Annotated in this window: 12 protein-coding genes; 7 read left to right on the top strand and 5 right to left on the bottom strand. The window is 70.2% G+C overall.

All coding sequences use genetic code 11. From position 1 onward, the window contains the following. The first annotated feature begins 61 nt into the window (after positions 1-61). Positions 62-400, top strand: coding sequence for a hypothetical protein (locus tag EIZ44_RS14870; protein ID WP_134729145.1), 339 nt, complete (start codon positions 62-64; stop codon positions 398-400). On the opposite strand, the gene EIZ44_RS14875 is transcribed toward EIZ44_RS14870, so the two are convergent. Beyond that, the gene (locus EIZ44_RS14875; protein ID WP_134729201.1) at positions 401-1,078 is read right to left on the bottom strand and encodes an MBL fold metallo-hydrolase; all 678 of its coding nucleotides are present in this window, start codon (positions 1,076-1,078) and stop codon (positions 401-403) included. A gap of 78 nt (positions 1,079-1,156) precedes the next feature. On the opposite strand from EIZ44_RS14875, the gene EIZ44_RS14880 reads away from it, so the two are divergent. Continuing rightward, positions 1,157-1,987: a YwqG family protein gene (locus EIZ44_RS14880; protein ID WP_134729147.1), complete on the top strand. Its 831-nt coding sequence runs from the start codon at positions 1,157-1,159 to the stop codon at positions 1,985-1,987. 250 nt (positions 1,988-2,237) lie between these two features. Here EIZ44_RS14880 and EIZ44_RS14885 read toward each other — a convergent pair whose 3' ends face one another. Then, positions 2,238-2,954, bottom strand: coding sequence for an RNase H family protein (locus EIZ44_RS14885; protein WP_240691306.1), 717 nt, complete (start codon positions 2,952-2,954; stop codon positions 2,238-2,240). 340 nt (positions 2,955-3,294) lie between these two features. On the opposite strand from EIZ44_RS14885, the gene uvrA reads away from it, so the two are divergent. Further along, positions 3,295-6,156 carry an excinuclease ABC subunit UvrA gene (uvrA, locus tag EIZ44_RS14890; RefSeq protein ID WP_037818144.1) on the top strand — a complete coding sequence of 954 codons (2,862 nt, stop codon included), beginning with the start codon at positions 3,295-3,297 and terminating at the stop codon, positions 6,154-6,156. 83 nt (positions 6,157-6,239) lie between these two features. Here uvrA and EIZ44_RS14895 read toward each other — a convergent pair whose 3' ends face one another. Beyond that, the gene (locus tag EIZ44_RS14895) at positions 6,240-6,878 is read right to left on the bottom strand and encodes a fibronectin type III domain-containing protein (protein ID WP_134729151.1); all 639 of its coding nucleotides are present in this window, start codon (positions 6,876-6,878) and stop codon (positions 6,240-6,242) included. A 114-nt stretch (positions 6,879-6,992) separates the two neighbouring features. On the opposite strand from EIZ44_RS14895, the gene EIZ44_RS14900 reads away from it, so the two are divergent. Continuing rightward, complete coding sequence (locus EIZ44_RS14900; protein WP_134729153.1) at positions 6,993-7,457, top strand: SRPBCC family protein; 465 nt, start codon at positions 6,993-6,995, stop codon at positions 7,455-7,457. 28 nt (positions 7,458-7,485) lie between these two features. Here the strand turns inward: EIZ44_RS14900 and EIZ44_RS14905 are convergent, their stop codons facing one another. Beyond that, positions 7,486-8,922, bottom strand: coding sequence for an MFS transporter (locus EIZ44_RS14905; protein WP_134729155.1), 1,437 nt, complete (start codon positions 8,920-8,922; stop codon positions 7,486-7,488). A gap of 116 nt (positions 8,923-9,038) precedes the next feature. Between EIZ44_RS14905 and EIZ44_RS14910 the strand changes: the two genes are divergently transcribed. Further along, positions 9,039-9,440, top strand: a complete 402-nt coding sequence (locus EIZ44_RS14910) for a winged helix-turn-helix transcriptional regulator (protein WP_134729157.1) — start codon at positions 9,039-9,041, stop codon at positions 9,438-9,440. Between the two features lie 100 nt (positions 9,441-9,540). On the opposite strand, the gene EIZ44_RS14915 is transcribed toward EIZ44_RS14910, so the two are convergent. After that, entirely contained in the window at positions 9,541-10,887 is a 1,347-nt protein-coding gene (locus EIZ44_RS14915; protein WP_037818148.1) for a cation:dicarboxylate symporter family transporter, read from the bottom strand. Positions 10,888-11,050: 163 nt separating this feature from the next. Between EIZ44_RS14915 and EIZ44_RS14920 the strand changes: the two genes are divergently transcribed. Beyond that, positions 11,051-12,655 carry a sensor histidine kinase gene (locus EIZ44_RS14920; RefSeq protein WP_167754128.1) on the top strand — a complete coding sequence of 535 codons (1,605 nt, stop codon included), beginning with the start codon at positions 11,051-11,053 and terminating at the stop codon, positions 12,653-12,655. After that, on the top strand, positions 12,652-13,320 hold the full coding sequence (locus EIZ44_RS14925; RefSeq protein ID WP_037818149.1) for a response regulator: 669 nt from the start codon (positions 12,652-12,654) through the stop codon (positions 13,318-13,320). The genes EIZ44_RS14920 and EIZ44_RS14925 overlap by 4 nt, the downstream gene beginning before the upstream one ends. Positions 13,321-13,414: the final 94 nt, after the last annotated feature.

The following is a 13,414-nucleotide window of genomic DNA, read 5'->3' on the forward strand; positions in this document are numbered from 1 at the left end:
AGTGGCGCGGGGCGCTGGCGTGAATCTGTTCAGGACTCACGTACCGGCAGATCGTCCGGTGATGACGCCCGAAACTGTCGCTGCCGGTGATGAGCAGATAGTCACCGGCAGCGACACGACAGCCGCGGAACCACGCATCGCTGTCCCTGCCGGATTCCTCGAAGCGGATCACCGCTTTCGTGCCCGTCCGCGCCAGCTGGTAGACCTTCCGGACTTGAACGAGGTCGGCGTGGGGACGGGCACGTCGCCGAGCCAGCAGACGTTCCCACTCCCCGGCGTCGCGCCGACGGTGGAACAGCAGCCGGAAAAGCTTCCGGAGCAGTCGAAGCTCGGCTTTCAGCAGGGCGATCGCAATGCCTCCGCCGTAGTTGCCCGACCGGCGTGGGTAAGACACCCCTGATCACCAGCCGCGTTCGCGCCACTCCGCCAGATGCGGACGCTGCTCACCCAACGTCGAATCGTCCCCGTGCCCCGGGTAGAACCACGTGTCGTCCGGCAGTTCGTCGAAGATCCGCGTTTCCACGTCGTCCAGCAGCGACTTGAAGTCCTCCGGCGAGCCGGTCTTCCCGACCCCGCCCGGGAAGAGCGAATCCCCGGTGAACAAGTGCGGGTGGCCGGACGGATCCCGGTACAGCAGCGCGATCGAACCCGGCGTGTGGCCGCGCAGGTGGATCACCTCCAGCGTCACCGTGCCGACCTTCAGGGTGTCTCCGTGTTCGACCAGGAAGTCCGGGGGGACCGGCAGCGGTTCCGCGTCCAGCGGGTGCGCCGCGGTGTTCGCGCCGTTCGCTCCGGCTACCGCGCCCAGTGCCTGCCAGTGGTCGGGGTGCTGGTGGGTCGTGACGACGGTGCGCAGCGCGGGGCGGTCGGGGCCGTGGCCGATCAGGTCCGAAATGCGTTCCGGGTCGTTGGCCGCGTCGATCAGCAGCGCTTCGTTCTCCTCGCGGCACACGAGCAGGTACGCGTTGTTGTCCATCGGGCCAACGGAGAGCTTGGTGATGGTGAGCCCGTCCAGCGTCCGGCGGGCGGCGTCGCCGCCCGGTTCGACGTGTCCGGTGTACGTGTCGGCGATGTTCACGAGGTCCCACCGTAGCCGGATCACCCATGCGGTGGCCACGCGGCCGTTTTTGTCGGTGCCTGCTGTCAAGATCTCCCTATGACCTCTTGGATCGACCCGCTCGCCAAGCTGGCGCGCGAGAACCTTCCGCCGGACGTGGCCGAGGCATGGGAAACCGTGTTCCGGCCCGCGGTGCGGCTGAGCGCCGGTGGGAACGGGGCGCGCGTCGGGTCTCTCGGCGGGAACCCCGCGCTGCCCGCGGACGTGGAGTGGCCCGTCTGGCGGGGCGAGCTGCCGATGAACTTCGTCGCCTCCGTGGACTGCGCTGCGCTGCCTCGGGTGCCTGGCGGGATCGAGTTGCCCGCGTCGGGTTCGTTGCTGTTCTTCTACTGCGACGACTGGTTCGAGGCCGATGGGCCGGTCGATCTGACTTCTCTCGGCGGGGTCGTGGTCGTCCCGGCCGGTGCCGAGACCGCGGAACGGGCCGCGCCGGAGGGGGTCGAGGTTTATCCGCGGCTCGAGGTGTCCGGGGAAATCGTCGGCACCTTCCCGAACTCCCAGCAGGAGGTGCTGCGCCGCACGCTCGCCCGCGACGGGCTGCCGCTCTCCGACCCGGACAACTGGTCCGAGGAGTTCTTCGACCTGCTCCGCGAGTCCTCAGCCGCGCCGTACCACCAGATCGGCGGCTGCTCCTGGCCGGTCCAGGGGCCGCCGGAGGACGAGGTCGCCGCGGCGGTCTTGCCGGAGGACGCGTCGGAGTCCGCTCTCGCCGACGAGGCGCTGCGGTGGGTCCTGCTCGCGCAGATCGACAGCGACGGCGACGCGGGCCTCACGTGGGGCGACGTCGGCGTTCTGTACTGGCTGATCCGCGAGGACGACCTCGCCGAGGGACGGTTCGACCGGGTGCGGTGTGTCATGCAGAGCGGGTGAGCCCTCCGCTGCGTCGGTGTCGTGTCGGCGATCGTGGGGCTGGCGTGGTGCGGGATCGCTGGGGCTGAGGCGTTGCGCACGGTGTCGTGGCGGGCTGGTGCGACCGGGTGCGGTGCGTTGTGCAGGGCGGGTGAGCCCTCAGCTGCGTTGGTGTCGTGTCGGCGATTGTGGGGCTGGCGTGGTGCGGGATTGTTGGGGCTGAGGCGTTGCGGACGACCTCGCCGAAGGCCGGTTCGACCGCGTCCGGGCGTCATGCAAACCGGCTAAGCCCTCCCCGGCGCCGATTGCGTTCCAGCCATTCCGTCGTGCAGCAGTGCTCGCACGGGGCGAGTTCCCCAGGGATCACCGAAGCCCAGGCGATCCGCACGATCTCGTGGGTGTCGCGGCCCATCCGCTCCTGCCGCTGCTGGCCCCTGCGCAGCCAGTAGCAGTCGGCGTCGTTGTGGTAGGCGTGGCCGCCCGCCGTGTGGTAGCCGGTCGGCAGCACCCCGGCGTCGAGCTGGCGGCAGTCGGCGCAGTAGGCCTTTGTCATGCCGTGCCGGCACTCGTCGTCCTCCGGCGGTGCGGGCGGGCGTCCGGTGGGGCGGGCCGCCGTCGCGAGGTCGGACAGTTCGGCTAGCTGGGTGCGGGCGGCCGGGTCCTCGGCGGCCCGCCAGGTGATCTTGTGCTGGGCAGCGCAGGTGCGGAGGCGGGGGAGGAGGTCGTCCGAATCATGACCGTCCAGCGCGGTGCGGAGATACTCGCTGTCGCTGTACAGGTGTACGCGGACCGGTCTTTTCAGGCTTTCGAGTGCTTCCACGGCAGCCGTCAGCGCCATCCGGCCCGCGGTCGTGTCCGCCGCCCCGCCGGTGAGGGTTTTCCGATGGTCGCCGTAGGCCAGCAGGGCGGACCAGCCGCCCGGTCCCGAGGTGTCGCCGCCTTTCCCCGCCGCGTAGATCCGCACTGCTCCGGCTTCTTCGCTCGCCACGCCCCGAACGTATCGGCAGGGGGCGACACTTTTCGCGAAACCTGCCCGAAGGCCCTGCCCCGCGCCGGTTCCCGGGGCCTGTGCACCCGGGCCGGACGCACTTCGCCGACCTGTATCGTGGAACCGGGCCAGCCCGCGCATCCGCTCTGCCGCGCGGGGCCTCCGACAGCGTCCGGCGACCCCGCCGCGGGCCGCTTCCCCCGGCCCCCGGAGAGCGGAAAACCCCAGGCAGAACACGTGCGGTCCGGTTTTTGTCGGTGGTCGTCCCTACCCTGGGCACGTCCGTCGGCACCGGATCTCCCGGCGGGCCACCGAGCAGAACGATGGAAGGGACGAAGGCGTGGCTGATCGCCTCGTTGTTCGCGGAGCGCGCGAGCACAACCTCCGCGGCGTGGATCTCGATCTGCCCCGCGACAGCATGATCGTGTTCACCGGCCTGTCCGGGTCGGGCAAGTCGAGCCTGGCCTTCGACACGATCTTCGCCGAGGGGCAGCGGCGGTACGTGGAGTCGCTGTCGGCGTACGCGCGGCAGTTCCTCGGCCAGATGGACAAGCCGGACGTCGACTTCATCGAGGGCCTCTCGCCCGCGGTGTCGATCGACCAGAAGTCGACCTCGCGCAACCCGCGGTCGACCGTCGGCACCATCACCGAGGTCTACGACTACCTGCGGCTGCTCTACGCCCGCGCCGGCAAGGCGCACTGCCCCAAGTGCGGCGAGGCGATCAGCAAGCAGACGCCGCAGCAGATCGTCGACCAGGTGCTGGAGATGACCGAGGGCACCCGGTTCCAGGTGCTCGCGCCGGTCGTGCGCGGGCGCAAGGGCGAGTACCTCGACCTGTTCCAGAACCTGCAGCAGCAGGGCTACGCGCGCGTGGTGGTCGACGGCACGGTGCACCCGCTCACCGACCCGCCGAAGCTGAAGAAGCAGGAAAAGCACCAGATCGGCGTGGTGATCGACCGGCTCGCGGTCAAGACCAGCGCGCGGCAGCGGCTCACCGACTCGGTGGAAACGGCGCTGCGGCTGGCCGACGGCCTGGTCGAGCTGGAATTCGTCGACCTCGACGAGAACGACCCGCACCGCGTGCGCGGCTTCTCCGAGAACCTGGCCTGCCCCAACGGCCACCCGCTGGCGATCGAGGACCTCGAACCGCGGTCGTTCTCGTTCAACTCGCCCTACGGCGCGTGCCCCGAGTGCACCGGCATCGGCATCCGCAAGGAGGTCGACCCGGAACTGGTGGTGCCGGACGACGAACTGTCCCTCGCCGAAGGCGCCATCGCGCCGTGGGCGGGCGGGCAGAGCGCCGACTACTTCCTGCGGCTGCTGGAATCGCTGTCGGAAGCGGTCGGGTTCCGCATGGACACGCCGTGGCGGCGGCTGCCCGCCCGGGTGCAGAAGGCGGTGCTGCACGGCGTCGACGAGCAGGTGCACGTCCGCTACCGCAACCGGTACGGCAGGCAGCGCTCGTACTACGCGGCCTTCGAGGGCGTCATCCCGTTCCTGGAGCGGCGCCTCGAGCAGACCGACTCGGAGTACATGCGCGAGCGGTACGAGGGCTACATGCGCGAGGTGCCGTGCCCGGCGTGTCAGGGCACGCGGCTCAAGCCGGAGATCCTCGCGGTCACGCTGGAGCACGCGACGCAGGGCGACCGGTCGATCGCCGAGGTCTGCGCGTTGTCCATCGCGGAGGCGTCGGAATTCCTCGACGAACTGGTGCTCGGCCCGCGCGAGGCGATGATCGCGGGCGCGGTGCTCAAGGAAATCCAGGCGCGGCTGCGCTTCCTGCTCGACGTCGGCCTCACCTACCTGTCGCTCGACCGCGCGTCCGGCACGCTGTCCGGCGGCGAGGCGCAGCGCATCCGGCTGGCGACGCAGATCGGCTCCGGACTGGTGGGCGTGCTGTACGTGCTGGACGAGCCGTCGATCGGCCTGCACCAGCGCGACAACCACCGGCTCATCGAGACGCTGACCCGGCTGCGCAACCTCGGGAACACCCTGATCGTGGTCGAGCACGACGAGGACACCATCCGGGCCAGCGACTGGGTGGTCGACATCGGCCCGGGCGCGGGCGAGCACGGCGGGCACATCGTGCACAGCGGCCCGTACAAGAAGATCCTGAAGAACAAGGAATCGATCACCGGCGCGTACCTGTCCGGGAGGCGGCAGATCGAGATCCCGGCGATCCGGCGGCCGGTCGACAAGAAGCGGCAGCTCACCGTGGTCGGCGCGCGCGAGCACAACCTGCGCGGCATCGACGTGTCGTTCCCGCTCGGCTGCCTCGTGTCGATCACCGGCGTGTCCGGGTCCGGCAAGTCGACGCTGGTCAACGACATCCTCGCGCAGGTGCTGGCGAACAAGCTCAACGGCGCGCGCCAGGTCCCCGGCAGGCACACCCGGGTCAACGGGCTCGCCAACGTCGACAAGCTGGTGCGCGTCGACCAGTCGCCGATCGGCCGCACGCCGCGTTCCAACGCGGCCACCTACACCGGCGTGTGGGACCACGTGCGCAAGCTGTTCGCGGCCACCACCGAGGCGAAGGTCCGCGGGTACCAGCAGGGCCGGTTCTCGTTCAACGTCAAGGGCGGCCGCTGCGAGGCGTGCGCGGGCGACGGCACGATCAAGATCGAGATGAACTTCCTGCCGGACGTCTACGTCCCGTGCGAGGTGTGCAAGGGCGCCCGGTACAACCGGGAAACGCTCGAGGTGCACTACAAGGGCAAGACGGTGTCCGACGTGCTGGACATGCCGATCGAGGAGGCGGCCGAGTTCTTCGAGCCGATCAAGGCGATCCACCGGCACCTGCAGACTCTGGTCGACGTCGGTCTCGGCTACGTCCGCCTCGGCCAGCCGGCGCCGACGCTGTCCGGCGGCGAGGCGCAGCGCGTCAAGCTGGCGAGCGAACTGCAGAAGCGCTCCACCGGCAAGACCGTCTACATCCTCGACGAGCCGACCACCGGCCTGCACTTCGAGGACATCAGCAAGCTGATCGGCGTGATCAACGGGCTTGTGGACAAGGGCAACACGGTGATCGTGATCGAGCACAACCTCGACGTGATCAAGACGTCCGACTGGATCGTGGACATGGGCCCGGAGGGCGGCTCCGGCGGCGGCACGGTGATCGCCGAGGGCACGCCCGAGCAGGTCGCGGCCACCGAGGGGAGCTACACCGGCGAGTTCCTCGCGCAGGTGCTGAACCCGGCCTGATCCGCGTCCAGCCGCTCTGATCCGAGCCGAGAAGAGCCGTCCGGTCCCAGGACCAGGCGGCTCTTCGCCGTCTGGCGGACGGGTCAGTCCTTTCCAGTCGTGCGCTCGACGACGGGGGAGAGCGGGCCGTAGGACAGTGCGCGGAGGCGGAAGGCCGAGCCTTGTTCGCCGGGCAGGAGCGACAGCGCGCATTGGGTGGCGTTGGGATCGGTCACCTCGACCGGAATGAAGTCAGGTGTGCCCGGGCGGCGGATCTCCAGCAGGAAACCGGCCTCGTCGGTCGAGCGGTCGGTCCAGGTGAAGTGCAGGTTCTGGTCCGCGGCCGGGGTCGCGGCGAGGTCGGCCGGGGCGGACTGCTGGGCGGCGGTGCCGGGTTGGGCAGCAGCGCCCGCCGTGACGGTCGCCGACACCGGACCGGCGAAGGACCGGATTCGGTAGTAGAACGGCGTTTCTGGGATCAGGTTCGGATGGGTATACGAGGTCTGGCCGGGCGGGAGGTACTGCAGCGCGGTCCACGGTCCGTCGGCGGCGTTGGCGTATTCGAGGAGGTAGCCCGCCGCGGCCGGGTCGGCAGGCCAGTGCAGCACGACGTTCGTGGGCGAGGTGAGAGTCGCGGTGAAGGCGGGGGCGGTTGGCGGCGGCGAAGGGCTGCTACAGCCGACTAGCGTCGCGGTCAGCAGCGCGGCCAGTGCGGCCAGGGCGGTTCGAGCGGCGGTCGGCACGGCAAGCCTCCTCGATGGTTCAGGCGGCGGCGTACCCAAGGGATGGCCAGCCTAGGAAACGGCGGTCAAGATCGACAAGCACGCGTTCCGCTGATCGGGAGAGAGGGGCGGGCTGTGGTCCTCGAAAAGAAGAGGGACGCCGAGTACACGTTCCGGAGCGACTGGTGGCTGCCGACTCTCCCCGGGCGGGTGTTCGACGCGATCGTCGACCTCGAGTCGTATCCGCGGTGGTGGCCGGACGTCCAGTCGGTGCGCCAGGTCGACGACGACACCGCCCAGGTCGTCTGCCGGTCCCGGCTGCCGTACCGGATCGTCGTCGCGATGCACCGGGAGCAGCAGGACGCGGCGGGGCTGCGGGTGCGCGTCCGGTTGAGCGGGGACCTCGACGGGCTGCTCGCCGGGGTGATCCACGCCGACGGAGCGGGCTCCCGGCTGGAGATCACGCAGCACGTTCAGGTGCGGAAACCGTTGCTGCGCAGGCTCGACGTCATCGCCCGGCCGTTCTTCCGCGCCAACCACGCGTGGATGATGCGGCGCGGCCACCACGGGCTGGCCGGTTACCTCGCGGCGTCGAGATGAGTCGAGATAACCGGCCAGAACGAGCGGCCTAGCTGGCGACCGGTTCGGGAGCGGCGGCCGGAGCCGCGACCGCTCGGCGGCCCAGGAGCACCGCGGCGAGGATCGCGGCGAGAGCGGTCAACCCGGCGCTGAAGCCGAAAGCCACCCGGAATCCCGACGCCAGCGCCTCCTTCTCCGAAGCGCCTCCGCTCAGCACCTCGGCTGTGCGGGTCGCGGCGGCGGTGGCCAGCACGGCGGTTCCCAGCGCGCCACCGACCTGCTGGGTCGTGGTGATCAACCCCGACGTCACGCCGGAGTCGTCGGGGGTCGCGGCGGACATCGCCAAGCCCATCAGCGCCGGGATCGCCATTCCCGCCCCGGCGCCCATCAGGATCAGCGACGGCAGCACGTGCAAGGCGTAACCGCCAGCTGTCTGGACCTGGGTCAGGTAAAGGAACGCGACCGAGGTCGTCAGCAGACCGGCGACCAGGACCGCGCGCGGGGAGAAGCGGCTGTTCAGCCAGTCGGCCAGGCCGAGCGAGAACGCGGCGATCATGACCGGCGTCGGGACGAAGGCGAAACCCGTGGTGAGCGCGTCGAAGCCGAGCACCTGCTGCAGGTACAGCGCGGTGACGAACTGGAATCCCAGGAATCCGGCGACCATCACGACCATGGTCAGGTTGGCCCCGCTGATCGCGCGCACCCGGAGCAACCGCAAGGGCAGCAACGGAGTGCGCGTCCGGGCCTGGCGAAGCAGGAACAGCAGGAGCAGGGCGACCGCCGCCGCGAGAGTCAGGATGGTCAGGAACGTCCATCCCGCGTCGCCTGCCTGCACGATGCCCAGCACCAGCAGCATCACCCCGGCGGTGACCAGCAGCGCGCCCAGGACGTCGATGCCGGTGCGCAGGCCGAGACCTTGGTCGGAGGCGACGACCAGCGGAGTCAGGACAAGCGCGGCGATGCCGATGGGCAGGTTGATGTAGAAGGTCCAGTGCCAGTCGAGGCCCTGCGTGAGCGCGCCGCCCGCGACCATGCCGATCGACGCGCCCGCGGCTTGGGTGAAGCTGTAAACGCCGAGCGCGCGGACGCGGGCGCGCGGCTCGGGATAGAGCGTCACGATCATTCCCAGCACAACCGCGGATGCCAGCGCGCCGCCGACCCCCTGGACAAATCGCGCGACCACCAGCGTGGTGGCGTTGGGCGAGAGACCGGCCGCCAGCGAAGCGGCGGTGAAGACGACGATGCCGGCGAGGAACACCCGCCGCCGGCCGACCAGGTCGCCGAGGCGGCCGGACAGCAGGAGCAGGCCGCCGAACGCGACGAGGTAGGCGTTGACCACCCAGGCCAGCCCGGGCGCGCTGAAGCCCAGGTCGGTCTGGATCACCGGCAGGGCCACCGCGACGATCGAGCTGTCGAGCACCACCATCAGCGAGGCGGCGGACAGCACGGCGAGCGCCGCGCCGCGATGCCGAGCGGTTTCGGGCATGACAAGGTCCTCCATAACCGGCACAGGGGAGAGTTTCCGCTGGTCGTAGCCAGGGCATCTCTTGTTACAGTGCCCATCATGTGTGACCATGGAGCACTGCGGAAGGAGGCACTTTCATGTCCCAGGGGAACATCGCTGTGACCGACGAGGCCACGGACTTCGACCCGGCGAAATTCGCGGTGTGCACGGTGATGGAGGTCGTGAACCGGATCAGCGGGAAATGGGTGATCGGCATCCTGCTGGAGGCGACGCGCGGTCCGGTGCGGTTCACCGAACTCGAACGCTCGGTGCCGGGGATCAGCCGCCGCATGCTCACGCTCACCCTGCGGAACCTGGAACGCGACGGCCTGCTGACCCGCACGGTCTACCCGACGGTCCCGCCGCGCGTCGAATACGAGGCGACCGAGATGGCGCGCGAGCTGTACGACTCACTGGCCGGTTTGGTCGACTGGGCGGAACGGCACCGCGAGGCGATCGCGGTTTCGCGGCAGGGGTACGACGGCCGCACTGCTTGCTGAATTGGAAAGGCGCCGCGGCCGTGCGCACGGGGGACGTGCACGGTCGCGGCGCCGTAACAGTCCGCGCCCAGGGGGAAGGGACCCGGGCGTGGACTGGGTCTCAGGCGTTCGCCGGGACGGGCTGAGCGGGCTCGGCCGGTTTGTCGTCGAGCAGGGTCGCTTCGTCGAACGGGGCCTGTCCGGCGAAGACCTGCCGCGACCGGTCGCGGTCGAATTCCTTCATCCACGATCCGATGAGGACGGTCGCGACCGCGTTGCCCGCGAAGTTCGTCAGCGCCCGCGCCTCGGACATGAACCGGTCGATGCCGAGGATGAAGCCGACGCCGTCGACGAGTTCCGGGCGGTGCGACTGCAGGCCGCTGGCCAGGGTCGCGATGCCGGCGCCGCTCACGCCCGCCGCGCCCTTCGACGCGATGATCATGAACAGCAGCAACGTGATCTGCTCGCCGAGCGCGAGCGGCTGGTCCTGCGCGGTGGCGATGAACAGCGTCGCCATCGTCAGGTAGATCGCGGTGCCGTCGAGGTTGAACGAGTACCCGGTGGGCACCGTGATGCCGACGACCGGCTTGCTGACGCCGAGGTGCTCCATCTTCGCGATCAGCCGCGGCAGCGCGGATTCCGAAGAGGACGTCGACAGGATCAGCAGGAATTCGCGGCCGAGATACCGCAGCAGGCTGAAGATGTTGACCCGCGCGCCGAGCCACAGCACCGCGCCGAGGACGCCGAACACGAACACCAGGCACGTCAGGTAGAAGCCGAGCATGATCACCAGCAGGCTGCGCAGCGCGCCCCAGCCGGTCGCGCCGACCACCGCGGCGATCGCGCCGAACGCGCCCACCGGGGCGGCCCACATGATCATCGCGAGGACGCGGAACACGAGCCGCTGGATGTGCTCGATGCCGCGCAGGATCGGCTCGCCGCGCTTGCCGAGCTTCTGCAGCGCGAACCCGGCGAGCAGCGCCACGAGCAGCGTCTGCAGCACCTGGCCCTCGGTGAACGCGGACACGAAGGTCTTCGGGATGATGCCGAGCAGGAAGTCGGTGGTGCCCTCGCCGCCCTTCGCCTGCTGGTGCACCTTCGACACGTCGGCCGGGTTGAGGTGCAGGCCGCTGCCCGGGTGCAGCAGGTTGCCGACGACGAGCCCGATCGCGAGCGCGAACGTCGACATCACGATGAAGTAGACCAGCGCGGTGACGCCGACCTTGCCGACCTTCGCCGCCTTCGCGACCGAGCCGATGCCCAGCACGATGGTGCAGAAGATGATCGGCGAGATCATCATCTTGATCAGGTTGACGAAGCCGGTGCCCAGCGGGGCGAGGCTCTTGCCGACGGACGGCCAGAGCAGCCCGACCGCTACGCCGAGCACGACGGCGGCGATCACGGCGAGGTACAGGTAGCGCGTGCGGTCGCGCTTGGGCGCGCTCGCTTCGGGGGTCGGTGTCGGCACCGTTGCCTCCAGCTCGGTGGGGGGAACGCGGGTCACTATGCGGGGCGGATATGACCGGCGTCACCGTTGTGTTCATTGAGTTCGCGGCGGGTCTGTCCGGTGTGGACTTCCCGGCAGCGGCGCCGGAGTGCTGCCGGACCCGTGCGTGTGCTGGTATGAGCGGGTGCCCCCGACACCTCGGATCCGGACGAGCCGCTGGAGCCTGGCCCGTCAGCTGCTGGTGCTGCAGCTGGCGATCCTGCTCGTGCTCGTCTCCGGCGGCATCACTATCGCCTATCTCGACGCCCGGCGCACGACGACCGACCGGGCCGGGGAGCAGTCGCTCGCGGTGGCCCGTTCGATCGCCGACGCGCCCGACGTCGCTCGGGCGGCCGCCACCGCGGACCCGACCGCGACGCTGCAGCCGTATGCGCAGCGGGTGCTCGTGGACACGCGCGTGGACTTCGTGACGATCATGTCGCCGCAAGGAATCCGTTACACGCACCCGAATCCGGCGTTGATCGGGCAGCGGTTCCTCGGGCACATCGAGGCGGCCCAGCAGGGCGGTGTCGTGTCCGAGACCTACACCGGTTCGCTCGGCCCGTCGGTGCGCGTGGTGGTGCCGGTGTTCGACGCGAACCATCGGGTGGTCGCGCTCGTCGCGGTGGGCATCACGATCGCGGCGATCTCGGCCGAGGTGCAGGAACGCGTCTGGCCGCTGCTCGGCGTCGCGGCGGCGGTGTTGCTGGTGGGCGCCTGCGGGGGCTGGCTGGTGAGCGCGCGGCTGAAGCGGCAGACGCGCGGCATCGCGCCCGCGGAGCTGAGCAATCTGTTCGAGTACCACGAGGCGGTGCTGCATTCGGTCCGCGAGGGTGTGCTGCTGGTGGACCGCGACGGCCGGGTCGGGTTGTGCAACGACGGCGCCCGCACCCTGCTCGGGCTGACCGGCGACCCGGTCGGTCAGCCGCTCGCAGACCTGGGGCTGTCGCCCGAGCTGACAGCCGCGTTCACCGCGCCGGAAAACCGCACCGAGGAGTTGCACCTGACGGACTCGCGGGTGCTGGTCGTGAGCACGACGCTCGTCAGCTCCGGCGGACGCGCGCAGGGCACCGTCGTGATCCTGCGCGACCACACCGAACTCCAGACCCTCACCGGCGAGCTGACCACCGCGCGCAGCCTCGCCGAAGCCCTGCGGTCGCAAGCGCACGAAGCGGCGAACCGGCTGCACACGGTCGTGTCGCTGGTGGAGCTCGGCCGTCCCGAGGACGCCGTGGAGTTCGCGACCGCCGAACTCGCGCTGGCGCAGGAGCTCACCGACCGCGTGATGACCGCGGTCGCCGAACCGGTGCTGGCCGCGCTGCTGCTCGGCAAGGCCGCGGAGGCGAGCGAGCGCGGCGTGGAGTTCACCATCACGCCGGACACGATGATCGACGACCTCGGCCCCGGCGTCGCCGGACGGGACCTGGTCACGATCCTCGGCAACCTGATCGACAACGGAATCGACGCGGTGGTGCGGGAATCCGGCGCGCGGCCGGCGGTGGTCGTCACCGCGCGGTCCGAAGAGGACGGTCTGCTGCTGCGCGTCGCGGACAACGGCCCGGGCGTGCCGGAGGAAGCGGTGGGGGAGATGTTCCGCCGGGGCTGGTCGACCAAGGCGGGGGACGAGCACGGTCTCGGGTTGGCGCTGGTCGTGCAGGCGGTCCGGCGCTACGGCGGCACCATCGACGTCGGACGCGACGGCGGCGCGGTGTTCACCGTACGGTTGCCGAGGCAGGAGGTGTCGTCGTGATCCGCGTGCTGGTGGTGGAGGACGAGCCGGTGGCGGCCGAGGCGCACCGGCTGTACGTCGAGCGGTTGCCGGGATTCGCCGTCGCCGGCGTGGTGCATTCCGGCGGCGAGGCGCTGCGGTTCTGCGAGCGCGAACCGGTCGACCTGGTCCTGCTGGACTTCTACCTGCCCGACACGCACGGCCTCGCCGTCTGCCGTTCGCTGCGCGCGGCCGGGCTGCCGATCGACGTCATCGCGGTGACCTCCGCGCGCGACCTCGCGCTGGTCAAAGCCGCGGTCTCGGTCGGCGTGGTGCAGTACCTGCTCAAGCCGTTCACCTTCGCGTCGTTGCGGGACAAGCTGGAGCGCTACGCGTCGTTCCGCGAGGCGTCCGGCGAGGTCACCGGGCAGGCGGAGATCGACCGCGCGCTCGGCACGCTGCGCACCACCGAGGCCGCGCCGCTGCCGAAAGGCATGAGTGCGGAGACGCTGGATGCGATCACCGACGCGCTGGCCGGGGCCGGCGAAGGGCTGTCCGCCGGCGGTGCGGCCAGCGCGATCGGGGCGTCCCGGGTCACCGCGCGGCGGTACCTGGAGTACTTGGCGGACAACGGATTGGCCCAGCGCGAACCGCGATACGGGCAGGTCGGACGCCCGGAGGTCTGGTACCGGCTCAAGCCTGGCTGACCGCTGACCGGACCCGTCAGCGCTTCGTGCGCACGCGGTAAGCGGACTCCCCGAAAGTGTGGACATCGAAGTTCACACCACTCAAGGGGAGCAA

This window comes from Amycolatopsis nivea (assembly GCF_004522235.1).
In the GTDB taxonomy this organism is placed as follows: Bacteria; Actinomycetota; Actinomycetes; order Mycobacteriales; family Pseudonocardiaceae; genus Amycolatopsis; species Amycolatopsis nivea.